We start from the raw sequence: 17,911 nt of genomic DNA on the forward strand, positions 1-17,911 counted from the left end.
CTTTGCCTGTGGCCAAAGCCCAAACCGGCCCGCGCATGAGGCTCAATGCCTCCTGCCAAAATCTCCTGACACAAACTGTCCAAGACACTTCAATCACATGAAGCGGCGCCGGAAGGCGCCGCTTTTTTGTTGCGGGGGATATTGCCTATCCAGCGATCAGCTGGCCAAAGCGGTCGACATCTTCGGCCGTCGTCGCAAAGCTGGTGACGAAGCGATAGAGCAACTCGTCCTCGCCGATATGGCCGTCAAAACCATGCGGCTTGTGCCAGTCGTAGAAGGCGGCGCCGGCTGCCTGCAGCTTTTCGGCTTCGGCCTTCTTGATCACCGCGAACACCTCGTTCGCCTGCGGCAGCCAGGCCAGTTTGGCCGTGGCCGAATCCTCGATCGCTGCCGCGAGGCGCGCTGCCATGGCATTGGCGTGGCGGGCGGTGTCCAGCCACAATCCGCCCTTGAAATAGGCCTCGAACTGGGCCGCGACAAAGCGCGATTTCGAAAACAGTTGGGCGGCGCGCTTGCGCAGGAAGGCCAATTCCCTGGCTCGGTCGAGATCGAACAGCACGATCGCCTCGGCGCACCAGCAGCCATTCTTGGTGCCGCCGAACGACAGGATGTCGACGCCGCGTTTCCAGGTCATTTCGGCCGGTGTCGTCTCAAGCGCGACCAGCGCGTTGGCAAAGCGGGCGCCGTCCATGTGCAGGGGCACCGAATGCTTCTTGGCGATCGCCGAGATCGTCTCGATCTCATTCAAACCGTAGATGGTGCCGACCTCGGTCGACTGGGTGATCGAAACGGCCATCGGCCGTCCCCAATGGACGATTTCGGGCGCGAAACGGCCGATGGTGCTTTCCAGATTGTGCGGGTCGATCTTTCCCAGCGCGCCGTCGATGGCATGCAGGCGCGAGCCACCGGAAAAATATTCCGGTGCGCCGCATTCATCCTCGATGACATGCGATTCGCGGTGGGCGAAGGAAATGCCGCCTGGCTTGTTGTAAGTGGTCAGCGCCAGCGAGTTGGCGGCCGTGCCGGTGGCGACGAAGAAAACCGCGACCTCGCGTTCGAAAATCTCGCTGAATCGCTGATAGACGGCTTGGTCGAGCGCACCGTCGCCATAGGCGGTGGAAAAGCCGCCGGCCGCGGCCGACAGGCCGGCAACGATATTGGGATGGGCGCCTGCCCAGTTGTCGGAAGCGAAGAACATGCATCTGCCTATGTCTTGGGAAATCGGGGTTTTGGGAAAATCAGCCTGAAGTTGACCGGTTTCGCGTGCTGATCGCAAGGGGCCAGACGCCGGAAAATCGGTAAAGCCAACCAGCCGGCAAGGAAGAGGCCGGCGACTGAAGCTTACGTTTTTTCTCAACCTCACGACATTTTCTGTCGCGAAAGGCCCAAGTTTTTTGTGAATCGGTCTTGTGTGCGTCCGGGATTTCTGCCATAAAAATTTAGGACAGTAGTGCTGTCTTATTTTGTCGCACAAAACAAGCTGGATTGGCGTATCATTTGGGCCTCTCCGGCTGTTGCCGCGAGCGACAGGTAGACGGCCAGACTCTGGCCTGTACGAATACGAACCATGCGGAAAGCCGCCTGGTTCGGCAAGGATTTCGCAAGACGTGCCACAAGGATCAGGGTGAGCCAAGCGCTTGCCGAGGCAAACCAGCGCCCGAAGGGCTGGAATGGAGGACAGGAGATGACGGACATGACGCACTCTGCGACGAACGGCCAGGCCGCGCAGACGAAAGCGGCAACCGTCAAAAACACCTTGCGATCCAATATTGGCCGAACCGCCAACGGCTTTTCCGCCCAAGGCCTCTACGATTCGCGCAACGAGCATGACGCCTGCGGCGTCGGCTTCATCGTCAACATGAAGGGCGTGAAGTCGCATCAGATCGTCAAGGACGGGCTGGCCGTGCTTGAAAATCTGACGCATCGCGGCGCCGTCGGCGCCGATCCGCTGGTCGGCGATGGCGCCGGCGTGCTGGTGCAGCTTCCCGACCGTTTCTTCCGCGAGGAGATGGCAGCCCAGGGTATCGACCTGCCGCCGGCGGGCCAGTACGGCGTCGGACACTGGTTCATGCCGCAGAACGCGGCACTCCGCGCCCATATCGAGGACATCATTGCCGAATCGGCGCAGTCGGAAGGGCTTCCGCTCATCGGTTTCCGTGACGTGCCCGTCGACAATTCGTCGCTATCGAAGGCGGCTGACATCGTGGCGTCCGAGCCGTTCCATCGGCAGGTCTTCATCGGTCGCACGTCAGACATTACCGATGACGAGGAATACGAGGCCAGGCTCTACCTGCTGCGCAAGGTCATATCGGGCCGCATCTATGCCGAGAACGACAACATGGACATCGGCGCCTATTGCGTGTCGCTGTCGGCGCGCACCATCGTCTACAAGGGCATGTTCCTGGCCTATCAGGTCGGTGCCTATTACAAGGACCTGATCGATCCTCGCTTCGAGACGGCGCTGATCCTCGTCCACCAGCGCTTCTCGACCAACACTTTCCCTTCGTGGAAGCTGGCGCATCCCTATCGCATGGTCGCGCACAATGGCGAGATCAACACCGTGCGCGGCAACAACAACTGGATGGCGGCGCGGCAGGCTTCGGTCGATTCCGAACTGTTCGGCAACAACATCTCGAAGCTTTGGCCGATTTCCTATGACGGCCAGTCCGACACCGCCTGCTTCGACAATGCGCTCGAGTTCCTGTTCCAGGGCGGGTATAGCCTCAGCCACGCCATGATGATGCTGATCCCGGAAGCCTGGGCCGGCAACAAGCTCATGGATGCCGATCGCAAGGCCTTCTACGAATATCATGCAGCACTTATGGAGCCGTGGGACGGGCCGGCGGCGGTGGTCTTCACCGATGGTCGCCAGATCGGCGCCACGCTCGACCGCAACGGACTGCGCCCGGCACGCTACATCGTCACCGATGACGACCGCGTCATCATGGCCTCGGAAGCCGGCGTGCTGCCGGTGCCGGAGGAGAAGATCGTCAAGAAGTGGCGGCTGCAGCCCGGCCGCATGCTACTGATCGACCTGGAGAAGGGGCGCATCGTTTCCGACGAGGAGCTCAAGTCCGAGATCGCGACCAAGCATCCCTACAAGACCTGGCTCGCCAACACGCAGCTCATCCTCGAAGATTTGAAGCCGGTCGAGCCGCGCGCGCTGCGCAAGGATGTCGGCCTGCTCGACCGCCAGCAGGCGTTCGGCTACACTCAGGAAGATACCAAGCTGTTGATGTCGCCGATGGCGACGACGGGCCAGGAAGCGGTGGGCTCGATGGGCACCGACACGCCGATCTCGGCGATGTCGGACAAGTCGAAGCTGCTCTACACCTATTTCAAGCAGAACTTCGCCCAGGTCACCAACCCGCCGATCGATCCGATCCGTGAGGAGCTGGTGATGAGCCTGGTGTCCTTCATCGGGCCGCGGCCGAACATCTTCGACCTGGTCGGCAATTCGCGCCGCAAGCGGCTCGAGGTGCGCCAGCCGATCCTGACCAATGGCGATCTCGAAAAGATCCGCTCCATCGGCCACACCGAGGACCGTTTCGACACCAAGACGATCGACATCACCTATGGCTCCGCCGAAGGGGCCGCGGGCATGCAGGGCGCCATCGACCGCCTGTGCGAGCGGGCCGAGGCGGCGGTCGCCGGCGGCTACAACATCATTATCCTGTCCGACCGTCAGGTCGGGCCGGACCGCATCGCCATCCCGGCGCTCCTGGCGACAGCCGCCGTGCATCATCACCTGATCCGCAAGGGGCTGCGCACCTCGGTCGGCCTCGTCGTCGAATCTGGCGAGCCGCGCGAAGTGCATCATTTCTGCTGCCTTGCCGGCTATGGCGCCGAGGCGATCAACCCTTACCTCGCTTTCGATACACTGCTCGACATGCACAAGCGTGGCGAACTGCCGAAGGAGGTGGACGCCTACGAAGTCGTCTCGCGCTACATCAAGTCGATCGGCAAGGGCATTCTCAAGGTGATGTCCAAGATGGGCATCTCGACCTACCAGTCCTATTGCGGTGCGCAGATTTTCGACGCCATCGGCCTGAAGACCGATTTCGTGCAGCAATATTTCACCGGCACCGCCACGCTGATCGAAGGCGTCGGGCTGGACGAGATCGCGACCGAGACGCTGAGCCGCCACAATGACGGTTTCGGCAACGACCCCGTGCTGCGCAACAGCCTCGAGGTCGGCGGCGAATACATGTTCCGCATGCGCGGCGAGGCGCATATCTGGTCGCCTGATGCGGTCGCCACCTTGCAGCATGCCGTGCGCCAGGGATCGTGGGAAACGTTCAAGGACTATTCCGCTCAGATCGACAGCGAGACGGCCCGCGCCCAGACCATTCGCGGCCTGTTCAGGCTCAAGCTGGCCGAGGAGACCGGCCGCGAGAAGGTCGCGCTCGACGACGTCATGCCGGCGGCCGACATCGTCAAGCGGTTCTCGACCGGGGCGATGTCGTTCGGCTCGATCTCGCGCGAAGCGCACACCACGCTGGCACGCGCGATGAACCAGATTGGCGGCAAGTCGAACACCGGCGAGGGCGGCGAAGAGGCCGACCGCTATCTGCCGCTGCCCGGCGGCGGCAAGAACCCCGAACGCTCGGCGATCAAGCAGATCGCCTCGGGGCGGTTTGGCGTCACTGCCGAATACCTCGTCAATTCCGACATGATGCAGATCAAGGTGGCGCAGGGTGCCAAGCCCGGCGAGGGCGGCCAGCTGCCCGGCCACAAGGTCGACGCCACCATCGCCAAGGTCCGGCATTCGACGCCGGGCGTCGGCTTGATTTCGCCGCCGCCGCATCACGACATCTATTCGATCGAGGATCTGGCGCAGCTGATCTACGACCTCAAGAACGTCAATCCGGCGGCCGACGTGTCGGTCAAGCTGGTGTCGGAAGTCGGCGTCGGCACGGTTGCGGCGGGCGTGGCCAAGGCACGCGCCGACCACATCACCATCTCAGGCTATGATGGCGGCACCGGCGCCTCGCCGCTGACCTCGCTCAAGCATGCCGGCAGCCCGTGGGAAATGGGCCTTGCCGAGACGCACCAGACCTTGGTGCTGAACGGCTTGCGATCGCGCGTTGCGCTGCAGGTCGATGGCGGCTTGCGCACCGGCCGCGACGTCATCATCGGCGCGCTGCTTGGCGCCGACGAATTCGGCTTCTCGACCGCGCCGCTGATCGCGGCTGGCTGCATCATGATGCGCAAGTGCCATCTCAACACCTGCCCGGTCGGCGTCGCGACGCAGGATCCGGTGCTGCGCAAGCGCTTCAAGGGCACGCCCGAGCACGTCATCAACTTCTTCTTCTACGTGGCGGAAGAGGTTCGCGGTCTGCTTGCCGAAATGGGCTACACCCATATCGACCAGATCATCGGCGACACCGATCTTCTGGAAAAGCGCGACCTGATCGTACACTGGAAGGCCCGCGGGCTCGATTTCTCGAAGATGTTCTTCAAGCCGGATGCGCCGCATGAGGCGATGCACTGGACCGAGCGGCAGAAACATCCGATCGACGACGTGCTCGACCGCAAACTGATCGAACTGGCCAAGCCGGCGCTCGAAAGCAAGCAACCGGTCAAGATCGAGGTCGACATCCGCAATGTCGACCGCTCCACTGGCGCCATGCTTTCGGGCGAAGTGGCCAAGCGCTTCAAGCACAAGGGCCTGCGCGAGGACACGATCTCGGTGAAGCTAACCGGCACCGCCGGCCAGTCCTTCGGCGCCTTCCTGGCGCGCGGCATCTCGTTCGAGCTTGTCGGCGCCGGCAACGACTATGTCGGCAAGGGCCTTTCCGGCGGCCGCATCGTCATCCGGCCGCCGGAAGAGGCCAAGATTGTCGCGGCCGACTCCATCATCGTCGGCAACACGGTGCTCTATGGCGCGACCGAGGGCGAAGCCTATTTCGCCGGTGTCGCCGGCGAGCGTTTCGCCGTGCGCAACTCGGGCGTGGCCGCCGTTGTCGAAGGCGTCGGCGACCATGGCTGCGAGTATATGACCGGCGGCATTGTCGTCGTCATTGGCCAGACCGGCCGCAACTTCGCCGCCGGCATGTCGGGCGGCGTCGCCTATGTGCTCGACGAGGCGGGCGATTTCGCCGAGCGCTGCAATATGGCGATGGTCGAGCTGGAACCGGTTCCCGAAGAAGACGATCTGATGGAAAGGCTGCTGCACCATGGCGGCGACCTCGATCACAAGGGTCGCGTCGACGTCTCCGGCGACATGACCAGCCATGACGAGGAGCGGCTCTACCAGCTGATCTCCAACCATGTGCACTACACCGGATCGGTACGTGGTCGCGAGATTCTCGACGACTGGACGACGTTCCGACCGAAGTTCCGCAAGATCATGCCGGTCGAATACCGCCGCGCCCTGATCGAGATGGAACGCATGCGCATGGGCGTCGCGGCTGAATAGGCTTTGCAATTGCCGGGGAGCCCAGGCTTCCCGGCCCATCTTCATCGACAGTTTGACCTCGGGCGCAAGGTTGCCATGGCTGCCTCAAGAGGCTAACGGGTGCGGCGAAAACCGCACCATCTGGACAGCAGGAACTGGACTATGGGCAAGGTAACAGGCTTTCTCGAAATCGACCGGCAGGTGCACAAGTATCAGCCGGCCTCCGACCGCATCCGGCATTTCCGTGAATTCACGCTGCCGATGTCGGACAAGGAGGTCGAGAAACAAGCAGCGCGCTGCATGGATTGCGGCATTCCGTTCTGTCACGGACCGACGGGCTGCCCGATCCACAATCAGATCCCCGACTGGAATGACCTCGTCTACAATGGCGACTGGGACAACGCGATCCGCAACCTGCATTCGACCAACAATTTCCCGGAGTTCACCGGCCGCATCTGCCCCGCGCCCTGCGAGGAAGCCTGCACGCTGAATCTCGAGGACATTCCCGTCGCCATCAAGACGGTCGAGCAGGCGATTGCCGACAAGGCTTATGAAACCGGCCATATCAGGCCTTATCCGCCGGAGAAGAAGACCGGCAAGCGGGTCGCCATCATCGGCTCCGGCCCGGCCGGCATGGCGGCTGCCCAGCAGCTTGGCCGCGCCGGCCACGACGTCCATGTCTACGAGCGCGAGAGCCGGCCCGGCGGGCTGATGCGTTACGGCATTCCCGACTTCAAGATCGAGAAGCACTATATCGACCGGCGCATCGAGCAGATGCAGGGCGAGGGCGTGACCTTTCATTGCGGCGTCAATGTCGGCGTTGACAAGCCTGTTGCCGAGCTGCTCGCCGAACACGATGCCGTGCTCTATTGCGGCGGGTCCGAAACGCCGCGCGCGGCCGGCATTCCCGGCGACGATCTCGGCGGCGTGCATGACGCGATGCCCTATCTGGTGCAGCAGAACAGGCGTGTCGGCGGCGAACCGATCCAGTCCGTGGCATGGCCGTCGCATCCGATCATTGCCGGCGGCCAGCATGTCGTCGTCGTCGGCGGCGGCGATACCGCGTCCGACTGTGTCGGCACCGCCTTCCGCCAGGGCGCGGTGCGCGTTACCCAGCTCGACATTCGCCCGCAGCCGCCGGAGAAGGAAGACAAGCTTTCGGTCTGGCCTTACTGGGCGACCAAGATGCGCACTTCGTCCTCGCAGGCCGAAGGGGCGGAGCGCGAATTCCAGGTGGCGACACTCGAATTCATCGGCGAGGAAGGCCAGCTGACCGGCGTCAAATGCTGCGAGGTCGACGACAAGCGCAAGCCGATCGCCGGCACCGAATTTGTCATTCGTGCCGATCTCGCCTTCATCGCCATCGGCTTTGCCGGGCCGGCTACGGCCGGGGTGGCTGGGGAATTGGACGGGCAGATGAAGATCGTCACCGACAGCCGCCGCTCCAGGAATGTCGAGGCCAATGACCGCGACTACAGGACCAGCGTCGACAGGCTCTATGCGGCCGGTGACGTGCGTCGTGGCCAGTCGCTGGTCGTTTGGGCGATCCGCGAGGGCCGTCAGGCGGCGCGCTCTATCGACGAGGCGTTGATGGGGTCGAGCGTTCTGCCCCGCTGAGTCCGTTTGGAACTCTGCTCCCGCGGCCATCTGAAGGCGTTTTTGCCTCAGAGCGCTCTGGGATACTAACGATTGATCGCGGTCGTGGTGTCGGTGGCGGCTGCAGCCTTCGGCGGCCAGGAGAAATCGTCCGCGCGGCCGGGCGATGCAATCGGTGCCTTGCCTTCGACCACAAGCTTTTCACCAGGTAAGTCCGCATTGGCCTTCACCGGCGGTGCCGCGCCAAGCAGTTCGGAGCCGCCATCGAGCGCCGGGTCGCTGAGCAGCATCGGTGCGGTACGGTCGATGACGATGGGGGCCGCGGCCGGCGCCGGCGCCTCGACAGGAGCGCCCGCCGGAGCGGAAGCTGGGACCACGCTTCCCGGCGCGGTCAGGCCGAGGATCTTCAGCAACGGTTTTTCGGTATAGAAGGCGAGCTTGCGCTTTCCTGCCTTCGACACGTTGATGCCGTCATCGGCGCGCAGTCGCACCGGCTGACCGTTGATGTCTGGGCCGCTGGTGACGAAGGCGCCGTTCTCGTCGACGAAGCCGTCCCAGACGTCGACGAATTCACCGCCGTTGCTCTCGGCAGCTTGGTGATAGATGTCGTTGAAGGCCAGCATGTCGGAGGTCATCTTCGGCACCCGGAAGGCCGGCATGCCGACCCACAGGAAGGGCACCTTGGCTGTGGCGATGGCCTTGCCGAGCGCGTCGGTGCGACGCTCATATTCCTTGGTCCAGTTTTCGGACCGGGGCTGCTCGCGCACCTCGCCCACCTTCATCTGCTGACGGTCGTTGGAGCCCAGCATGACGATTATGGCGGCGGGTTTTTCGGTCTCGATCAGCGCCTTGATCTGTTCAGGCCAGTTGTAAAAGTCGTCGCGTACAAAACCAGACGAGCCATTGCTGCGAACGACGATCCTGACGCCGGCATTCTCGGCGAACGCGGTGTCGAGGCCTTCGGCGAGGCCGGCCGCCATGAAGTCACCAACCACCAGGACGGCGCGGGCGTCCGGCGCTTTGTCGACAATCGGGGTTTCCGGTTCCGCGGGGGGGCGCGGGGCGCGGGGTTTCTTCGCCTTGGGCCTGGGCCTTGCCTTCTGGATATCCTGCGGCGGTTCGATCCGCTCGCTGCGACGTGGGAAGAGAAGGTCGCGCAACGACCAGCCGCGGTTTTGCTGCTCCTGCGCCATGGCCGGCGCGTGAAAGGCGCCAGCCACGCCGACGGCAAGCACGATGACGGCCAGAATGAGCACCGGCATGCGACGAACAAGCCCTGCGATGCGCACAGCCGAAGCCAATCGTTTCCTCCATCCCTGGCAGATTGCTACGGTGTCCTTTGCGCGCCCGGAAGGCCGCGCGACACCGCAGGCGGCTCTATTTCTGCCGCAGCCACTTCAGCACTTCCATGCTCGGATAGCCATCCTGGGTCAAGCCGGCCTTGGCCTGGAAGGCCATAATGGCGGTCTTCGAGCCGTCGCCGATCTTGCCGTCGAACTTGCCGTCGTAAAGGCCATGCTGGGAAAGCCGCTTCTGCAGCTCCTGCCTTTCCTCGAAAGTGAGCTTGGTGAAAGGCCGCTTCCAGTCCTGCACGAGACCGCTGGAGCCCGCGATTTCGTCGGCAAGAAGACCGACGGCAAGCGCGTATTTATCGGCGTTGTTGTAGGCTTTGATGACCGTGAAATTCTTGATCATCAGGAATGCCGGCCCGCTGCGGCCGTCCGGCACCTTCAGCGTCGCCTTGTCGGAACCGTTCTTGAACGGCTTGCCGTTGGCCCTGACCACGCCGAGCGCCTGCCATTGCGACAGCGTCTTGGCACCGCCGGGAAGTTTGCCGGCAGGCAAGGCGACCTCATAGCCCCAGGTCTTGCCAGCCTGCCAGCCATTCTTCTTCAACAGGTTGGCGGAAGTCGCCAGCGCATCGGGGATCGAATTCCAGATGTCGCGCTTGCCGTTGCCATCCATGTCAACTGCATAGTGCAGATAGCTGGTCGGGATGAACTGGGTGTGGCCCATGGCGCCGGCCCAGGATCCGCTCAGATGGCTTTCGTCGATATCGCCGGTCTGCAGGATCTTCAGCGCGGCGATCAGCTGGGTGCGGGCGAATTTCGCCCGCTTCGGATCGGCATAGGCCAAGGTCGCCAGCGAACGCACGACATTGCGCATGATGTCGTCGCGCTTGAGAATCTCGCCATAGTTCGATTCCATCGACCAGATGGCCAGCAGGATGTAGCGGTCGACGCCGAATCTGGCCTCGATCCGGTCCAGCCACGGCTTCCATTTCCTGGCCATCTGCTGGCCGACGGAGACCGACTGATCATGGACGCGGTTGTCGAAATAGTCCCAGGCAGGAGCCGTGAATTCAGGCTGCGTGCGCGCCTTTTCCAGCACCACCGGGTCGATATCCCTGATATCCCTGAAGGCCTGGTCGTAGAGGGCTCCGGAAACGCCGCTCTGCACGGCGGTGGCCCGGAAGCCGGCGACCCATTGCCGGAAACCGGCATCGGCGAAAGCGGGACCAGGCATCAGCAGAGCGAGCGAGAGGCTGGCTGCCGCCATGACGCTGGTAAAAATCTTTGCGGCATTGCGAACGGACATCTTTTCCTCCTTCTCTGTCTCAGGAAAGACCATTCATCGCCGAACCAGGTTAGGAATTAGTTTACCATAGGTGCCACCGGGAACGAAAAGACGCCTCGAAGCTTTACCGGTGAACGTTCCCCTCAGTCGCCCACTAGTCCTCAATTCCGGCGTGAAAATGTCTTGAACGGGGATTGCGGAGCTGGCCATCAAACGGATAATTGACAGCATGAAGAGAGTTCGCAAGGCAGTCTTCCCCGTCGCCGGCCTCGGCACACGGTTTCTCCCGGCCACCAAGGCCGTCCCCAAGGAAATGCTGACCGTCGTCGACCGGCCAGTCATCCAGTACGTGGTGGATGAAGCGCGCGAGGCCGGCATCGAGCATTTCATCTTCGTCACCGGCCGCAACAAGGCCGTCATCGAGGACCATTTCGACATCCAGTTCGAACTCTATGACACGCTGGCCCAGCGCGGCAAGGACGACCAGCTCGCCCGCCTGCAACGGTTGCAGCCGGCGCCGGGGCAGACCAGCTTCACACGTCAACAGGTGCCGATGGGGCTTGGCCATGCCGTCTGGTGCGCCCGCGAGCTGGTCGGCGACGAGCCCTTCGCGCTTTTGTTGCCCGACATGATCATGCAGTCGGAGAAGAGCTGCATGAAGGCAATGGTCGAGCTCTACGAGGAAACCGGCAACAACATCATCGCCGTGCAGGAATGCGATCCCGCCGACGCCCACAAATACGGCATCGTCGGCCGCGGCGAGGACACGCATCACGGCTTCCGCATCACCGAGATGGTGGAAAAGCCGAAGGCTGGCACTGCGCCGTCCAACCTCTACATCAACGGCCGCTACATTCTGCAGCCCGAGATTTTCAAGATCCTGGAAGGCCAGGAGAAGGGCGCCGGCAACGAGATCCAGCTCACCGATGCGATGCTGAAGCTGGAAAAGCAGCAGCCCTTCTATGGCTATCACTATCAGGGCCGCACCTTCGACTGCGGATCGCCGGAGGGCTTTGTCGAGGCCAATGTCGCCTTCGCGCTGTGGCGCAGCGACATGAACGAGAACATGGCCGGAATCATCCGCAAGCTTCTCGATGAGATGAAGCCGTCCGAGCGCCGCGGCGCCGCGTTCTAAGTCGATGTCGATATTCAGCCGGCCCGCGGAAGGGTCGGTCTGATCTCAATGCGAGTTGGCACGGAAGCTTTCAGCGCTGGACTTTCACGCCCAGGAAGATGCTGTTGGCGGTGTAGTCGCGGCCCGGCAAGTTGCTGGTCAGCTTCTCGGTCCTCAGCCTTGTGGTGAGGCCTGCATAGCGGTTCAACCACCAGGTCAGTCCGGCCTCGGCGCTCAAGACCCTGTCATGGCCGTCGATGCCGATATAGTCGCGCCAATCGAGGCCCAGAGCCGCGTTTGCGGTGAGATTGGCGCGAATCTGCCGCTCGCCGGTCAGGCGGCCGGAATAGAGGATGTCGCCGCTTTCGTCAGCGGTGGTCGTGGGCTCGACGGTGGTCCGGCCGGTCAAGCCGATCGTGGTGCCGCGCTCTGGTGACCATTTGAGGTCGGCGTTGACGGTCGCACCTGAAATCGCGTCCAGGTTCTTGTCGTCGATCGCTTCCCTGAGCCAGCCGGCGGAAAACTCGCCCGCCAGCTTCTCACCCATGTCGAGCGCAAGGCCGGCGCGGGTGCCAAGCCGCGTCGACGAGCGCTCGAAGCCTTCATTGTCGATGCGTTGGTCATAGGTCCGACGGCCGACCTCGATTTCGGTGAAGGGGGTGATGGCGGGGGAGATCTCGTAGCCGGTGCGCAAGGTCGCGGTGTAGAGCGTGGAGTCCTGATCCTTCTGCGACAGCGAGGTGCCGTTGGAAAGCTTGGCGTCGCCGTAGAAGTCGTGCGAGACCGCGCCGGTCAACGTGTACTGCATCTTGCCGACATGTTTTTCGACGGCCAGGCTGCCGTCGACGGTCTGCCGCAGCGGCTGCTTGCTGACGCCGGCGATGGCGTCCGGCGACGACGCCGATTCCGGCACCGCCTCGTAGCCGAGCTTGGCGATGGCGCGCAGTTCATTGTCGAGGTCGACATTGAGCTGGCTTTCGATGCGGCCTTGTTCGTCGTGAACCGGGTAGCCCGACACGCTCTCGCGGAACAGGCCATAGCCGTCGATCGTGGCGGAGTTCTCGCGCCAGTCGGAGGCGGCGGAAAAACGCAGCGCGGTCTCGGACAGCAGCGCCGATTTGCCGGCATTGCTCGAATCGCCGTTCGACGTGGCGGTCAGGCCCTGTTCGATCGTCGGGCGGATAACGAAGGAGCCCCATTTGACGCCGGTGGCGGCGAACGGATCATCCTCCGGCTCCTTTTTCTGGCCTTCGATGGCGTCCGTGCGCTCTGCGCCTGGGTCGAGCTCTTGTTTGTCGGCGCTGTCGATGGTGAGGGCGCGGCGGTTGGCCGTCTCCTCGTCGGTGTCTGCACCATCGGTGGCGTCCGTCGTGGAGGCGGTCGTGGAAGCGGTGATGTCGGTGGTTGCCGCCGTCGACTTCTTCTTCTTTTTCGACTTGTCCGCAGCCTTGTCCTTGGCCTGGTCAGCCGCGTTTTGCCCGGCGGCCGATGAGCGGCGGCGAGGCTTGGGCGGTGCCGGAGTGTCGGTGGAGGTGTCGTCGGCAGCTGCCGGCGGGTCAAAAACGCTGCCGGTGGCGGTTGCGTCGCCGGTGTCCGTGTCGTCAGGCACGGCGCCGGCGCTGGCCGGCAGATAGGTACGGGCCGGCGCATTGTCTTGTGCCGCATTGGTCGGCGCCTGACCCTGCGCTGCCAAAGCGAGTTGTCTCGCCTTGCGCTGCTGGTCGGACAGGATCGCCGATTCGGAGACTTCGCCGCGCAGTTCCGTTTCCTGCGCATGGAGCGCCGTTGGGTGCAGCAAGGCAAACATGCTGGTCGCCAGCAGCAAGGCGCAGACCGCCTTGCCCTTTCGCCCTCTCGAATTTTCTGGCTGGACCCCGGACATCGCCACCACTGCTTGCGCGGCGCACGCGCGCCATACTTACCGAACCGTAAATGGGGATGGTTAACGGAGGGTTGAGGCGGCGGCCCGTTGGCCGCCTGAAGCGCCGATTTCCAAAGGGATTCAAACCGCGCGGGTTAAGCCTTTTGTCTTCACGCCTGCCGTTGTCTCAAACCACCGCACAGGTTCGGGCGACATGCAAGGGGCCATTTCTGTTGGACAGCGCGCCGGCAAAGCGCTAATCGCATCAGCCATGCATGCGGGATCCCTGGATAAGAAGCCTTTGGACAGGCAAGCCTCAATCGCTTCGGCGCTGAGGACGGTGGCAACCGAACAGGCGGGGGTTGCAGCCCTTGCCGAGGCCCTCGAGAACGGACTGGCCGCGCCTTTCGCCCAGGCCGTCGACATGATCTCGAGGATTGAAGGCCGGCTCATCGTCACCGGTGTCGGCAAAAGCGGCCATATCGGATCGAAGATCGCGGCGACGCTGGCCTCGACCGGCACGCCGGCTTTCTTTGTCCATCCCGCGGAAGCCAATCACGGCGATCTCGGCATGATCGCCAGGGACGACGCCATCATCGCCATGTCGTGGTCGGGCGAGAGCAAGGAGCTGATGGGCATCGTCGGCTATTCCAGGCGCTTCTCCATTCCGTTGATCGCCATAACCGCCGGAGAGACATCAGCACTTGCGCGGGCCGCCGACGTCGTGCTGCTGCTGCCGCGCACGCCGGAGGCCTGCCCACACGGCCTGGCGCCGACGACATCGACGCTGCTGCAACTGGTGATAGGTGATGCGCTGGCGATTGCCCTGCTCGAAGCACGCGGTTTCACGCCAGATCATTTTCGCACCTTTCACCCGGGCGGCCAGCTCGGCGCCAACCTGACGCAGATCCGCGAGATCATGCATGTCGGCGACAGGCTGCCGCTGGTGGTCACGGGCACCAGCATGCAGGACGCGATCCTAGAACTGTCGCGCAAGGGATTTGGCTGCGTGGCGATCACCGACGCCGACGGTGCGCTGGTCGGCATCATCACCGATGGTGACATCCGCCGTCACATCGGCAGCAATCTGCTGGCGATGACGGTGGATCAGGTCATGACAAGAGGGCCGAAGACGGCGACGCCGGACACGCTGGTGGCGACGGCACTGCAGACGATCAACAATTCGGCCATCACCAGCCTGATGGTGGTGGAAGGCAAGAGGCCGGTCGGCCTTATCCACCTGCATGATCTCTTGCGCATCGGCGCCGCCTAAGGTGTGCTGATATTCAGGTGATGCGGCCTGACCCGAATCTCAACACCCCTCAACGGCACTCGTTCAGACCGCCTCGACGGTCAGCTCCAGATCCGTGTCGGCCGCACCCGTCACGCGCACTTGCGTGCCGGCCGGCAGGTCGGGGCCGGAGACACGCCACAGCGTGTCGCCCAGCTTGATGCGGCCATGGCCATCCCGGATCGGTTCGGCAAGTGTCGCCATGCGACCGACCATCTGCGCGCCGCGCCGGTTGAGCAGCGGTTGGTCGGTCGGGTCAGTGCGGCTGCCGACCAGCTTCTTGCCGACATAGGCCGAGACCAGCGACAGGGCCAGGAAGGCGAGGACCTGGACCTGCCAGGTCCAAAGGCCGGCGTCCCAGATCAGCAGCGACACCGCGCCGATGATCAGGGCGGCGATGCCGATCCACAGCATGAAGATACCCGGCGCGATGATTTCCATCACCAGCAGGACGAAGCCGAGAACCATCCAGTTCCACGGGCCGAGTTCGGAAATGACACGATCGATCATGGCGTTCTCCTATGTTGGAGACATCAGTTGTCGGTCGGGCGAACGACAGGCGGGCGCGCGGCCTGCCTTTGCGCGCCGGTCGTGCCTTCGCTGCGGAAGACTTCCTTGGCGATCTCGCCAATGCCGCCGAGCGAACCAATCAGCGACGACGCCTCGAAGGGCATCAGCACGATCTTGCTGTTGGTGGCCGTGCCGATCTTGCCCAACGCCTCGGTGTATTTCTGGGCGACGAAGTAGTTCAGCGCCTGCACGTCGCCCTTGGAGATTGCATCCGACACCACCTGGGTGGCGCGGGCTTCCGCCTCGGCCGAGCGTTCACGTGCCTCCGCATCGCGGAAGGCGGCTTCCTTGCGGCCTTCGGCCTCCAGGATCTGCGACTGCTTGAGGCCCTCGGCGGCGAGGATCTGCGCGCGCTTGTTGCGTTCCGCCGTCATCTGCCGGCCCATCGATTCGATGAGGTTGGCCGGCGGGTTGATGTCCTTGATCTCGACACGGGTGATCTTGATGCCCCACGGATGCGCCGCCTCATCGACGACGCGCAGCAGGCGCTCGTTGATGGCGTCGCGGTTCGACAACAGCTCATCGAGGTCCATCGAACCCATGACGGTACGGATGTTGGTCATCGTCAGGTTGAGGATGGCGTTCTGCAGGCCGGAAACCTGGTAGGCGGCCTGTGCCGCATTGAGGATCTGGAAAAAGGCGATGCCGTCGACACCGACGATTGCATTGTCGCGGGTGATGATTTCCTGGCTCGGAACGTCGAGCACCTGCTCCATCATGTTCATCTTGGCGCCGACGCGGTCGACGAACGGGAAAATGAAATTGAGGCCTGGGCTCAGTGTCTTGGTGTAACGGCCAAAGCGTTCCACCGTATAATTGTAGCCTTGCGGGATTGTCCTGATGCCTTTGATCAGAAGCACCAATACCAGAAGGGCAAGTGCACCAACCGCAATATCGAAACCACTGAAATCCATTTGGCCCTCCCTCAGACGCAGGCCGCACAAGCCATTCTCGCGCGGCCGACTTCACCAAAGACTTAAGTGTGTTTCAGATGCGTTACAATCAGGTGATGATGGATTGTTTGTGGGTTTGCACTCAACGGTTGAAGGCAAACAGCCTTGCATCCGTGTCGTCCAGCCCGTCGATCGAGGCCGAGACAATCTCGGACGCGATCTGCGAGAAGGTGATGCCGTTGCCGCCGTAACCCATCACTGCATGGATGCGCGGATGGCGAGGGATGGCGCCGATATAGGGCAGGCCGGTGGTCGTGGTGCCGAACGAACCGGTCCAGGCGAATGCGGGCCTGGTGTCGAGATGCGGAAATATCAGGCCGAGCTTCTCGGCGATGCGTGCGCTCTTTTCGCCGATCAGCGCGTCGCGCCGGGTTTCATCGACAAAGTCCTCGTCCTCGCCGCCGCAGACGACCCGGCCGTCGGCTGTAGCGCGCATATAGAGGTAGGGGTCCGACGCCTCCCAGATGAATGCCGCCTGTGGCCAGATCTTTCGCGATTGCGGGCGTGTCGCGATCGCCCATGTCGAGATGATCCGGTGGGCCGTGGCCGGCACGATGTCGACCAATTCGTAGCCGGTGGCCAAAACGACATGTCGCGCGGTTATGGTCGGGCCATCCTTGGTTGCCACGACCACCTCGTCGGCACTGTCCTCGATCACTGTGGCTTCGACGGGGGCGCAGAAACGTGCCTTGCGCTCCAGGGCCTTCAGCAGCAACCCGGCGGTCAGCTTGCGTGGGTCGAGTGCGATGTTGCCATGGCTGAGGATGGCGCCATCGCGGTCGACGCCGAATTTTTCCGCCAGCGGTGCCGATGTGAGATAGGTCGCGCCGATGCCGGCCCGCCGCCGTGCCTCGGCCTCGTCGTGAAGGTCCGACGGGCCGAGCATCGTGCCGGCCAGATAGAGCGACGGGGTGCGGCTCGGGCCACAATTGATGCCGAGTTCGGCAATGCGGGCAGCGAGGTTGGAAACGGCGAGCCGAGAGCGCCGCCAGGCCTGTTCCGCCGTGGCTTTGCCGATCATCTTCGACAGTGTGTAAAGCGGCTGGTCGATTTCGAATTGCACCAGCGCGGTGGTCGCCGACGTCGAGCCTTTCAGCGGGCCGCGCCGGTCGATACAGACCACCGAATGGCCGTTCGCCGTCAGCGCCTCGGCCATCATGGCGCCGCTGATCCCCATGCCGACGATCAGCACGTCGGCCTTGGCGTCACGGGTCAGACTGTCCGTCGGCACCGTAGGCGCCCGATAGGCAGACCAGACGGGCGGGCCAGTTCTGAGATCGAGTTTGCGGGGCATCGAATTCTCCGGAGGGCGCGCTTTAACGCCCCGGAGCTTGTGTTGTTCCGGTGTCAGAGCGGCTCACCGCTTCACGGAAACGGCGAGCCGCTCCAACTCTTTGTTTGACGCAATCCCGGACGGAAAACCGTTTCACACTTTTCCTGTAATTGCTCTACCAGGCTTCTCTGATTGGGGTTGTTGAGGTCAAGCTCCTGTTGCGTTTTTTTCGGACCGTGTCGCCCCGCGGGTCACTCGCTTCTCTTCGCGGTCGGC

At 63.1% G+C, this 17,911-nt stretch carries 12 protein-coding genes; 4 read left to right on the forward strand and 8 right to left on the reverse strand.

Features of this window, described 5'->3' with window-relative positions; translation table 11 throughout:
• Window positions 1–145: 145 nt before the first annotated feature.
• Window positions 146–1,198, reverse strand: a complete 1,053-nt coding sequence (locus tag ASD12_RS21950) for a low specificity L-threonine aldolase (protein WP_056590949.1) — start codon at window positions 1,196–1,198, stop codon at window positions 146–148.
• Between the two features lie 260 nt (window positions 1,199–1,458).
• On the reverse strand, window positions 1,459–1,695 hold the full coding sequence (locus tag ASD12_RS34655; RefSeq protein ID WP_162252274.1) for a hypothetical protein: 237 nt from the start codon (window positions 1,693–1,695) through the stop codon (window positions 1,459–1,461).
• Between ASD12_RS34655 and gltB the strand changes: the two genes are divergently transcribed.
• Both gltB and ASD12_RS21960 read left to right on the forward strand, forming a co-directional pair.
• A complete protein-coding gene (gltB, locus tag ASD12_RS21955) occupies window positions 1,685–6,421 on the forward strand; it encodes a glutamate synthase large subunit (RefSeq protein WP_056590980.1) in 4,737 nt (1,578 codons plus the stop codon). The genes ASD12_RS34655 and gltB overlap by 11 nt on opposite strands.
• 141 nt (window positions 6,422–6,562) lie before the next feature.
• A complete protein-coding gene (locus ASD12_RS21960) occupies window positions 6,563–8,017 on the forward strand; it encodes a glutamate synthase subunit beta (RefSeq protein ID WP_056590960.1) in 1,455 nt (484 codons plus the stop codon).
• Window positions 8,018–8,082: 65 nt separating this feature from the next.
• Here ASD12_RS21960 and ASD12_RS21965 read toward each other — a convergent pair whose 3' ends face one another.
• A complete protein-coding gene (locus tag ASD12_RS21965; RefSeq protein ID WP_056590963.1) occupies window positions 8,083–9,297 on the reverse strand; it encodes a DUF459 domain-containing protein in 1,215 nt (404 codons plus the stop codon).
• A gap of 76 nt (window positions 9,298–9,373) precedes the next feature.
• The gene (locus tag ASD12_RS21970) at window positions 9,374–10,594 is read right to left on the reverse strand and encodes a lytic murein transglycosylase (protein WP_056590983.1); all 1,221 of its coding nucleotides are present in this window, start codon (window positions 10,592–10,594) and stop codon (window positions 9,374–9,376) included.
• A 208-nt stretch (window positions 10,595–10,802) separates the two neighbouring features.
• On the opposite strand from ASD12_RS21970, the gene galU reads away from it, so the two are divergent.
• Window positions 10,803–11,708 (forward strand): UTP--glucose-1-phosphate uridylyltransferase GalU, encoded by a 906-nt coding sequence (gene galU / locus ASD12_RS21975; protein WP_056590966.1) that lies wholly within the window; start codon window positions 10,803–10,805, stop codon window positions 11,706–11,708.
• A gap of 70 nt (window positions 11,709–11,778) precedes the next feature.
• On the opposite strand, the gene ASD12_RS21980 is transcribed toward galU, so the two are convergent.
• Complete coding sequence (locus ASD12_RS21980) at window positions 11,779–13,569, reverse strand: outer membrane beta-barrel protein (RefSeq protein ID WP_056590969.1); 1,791 nt, start codon at window positions 13,567–13,569, stop codon at window positions 11,779–11,781.
• Between the two features lie 250 nt (window positions 13,570–13,819).
• Here ASD12_RS21980 and ASD12_RS21985 point away from each other — a divergent pair, with 250 nt between their 5' ends.
• Complete coding sequence (locus ASD12_RS21985; RefSeq protein ID WP_056590972.1) at window positions 13,820–14,821, forward strand: KpsF/GutQ family sugar-phosphate isomerase; 1,002 nt, start codon at window positions 13,820–13,822, stop codon at window positions 14,819–14,821.
• Window positions 14,822–14,884: 63 nt separating this feature from the next.
• On the opposite strand, the gene ASD12_RS21990 is transcribed toward ASD12_RS21985, so the two are convergent.
• From ASD12_RS21990 to ASD12_RS22000, 3 genes are all read right to left on the reverse strand, one after another.
• Window positions 14,885–15,349: an NfeD family protein gene (locus ASD12_RS21990; protein ID WP_056590974.1), complete on the reverse strand. Its 465-nt coding sequence runs from the start codon at window positions 15,347–15,349 to the stop codon at window positions 14,885–14,887.
• Window positions 15,350–15,372: 23 nt separating this feature from the next.
• Window positions 15,373–16,323, reverse strand: coding sequence for an SPFH domain-containing protein (locus ASD12_RS21995; RefSeq protein WP_056590976.1), 951 nt, complete (start codon window positions 16,321–16,323; stop codon window positions 15,373–15,375).
• Between the two features lie 121 nt (window positions 16,324–16,444).
• Entirely contained in the window at window positions 16,445–17,656 is a 1,212-nt protein-coding gene (locus tag ASD12_RS22000; RefSeq protein WP_056590978.1) for an FAD-binding oxidoreductase, read from the reverse strand.
• Window positions 17,657–17,911 lie beyond the last annotated feature (255 nt).

Source organism: Mesorhizobium sp. Root102 (genome assembly GCF_001425625.1).
In the GTDB taxonomy this organism is placed as follows: Bacteria; Pseudomonadota; Alphaproteobacteria; order Rhizobiales; family Rhizobiaceae; genus Mesorhizobium.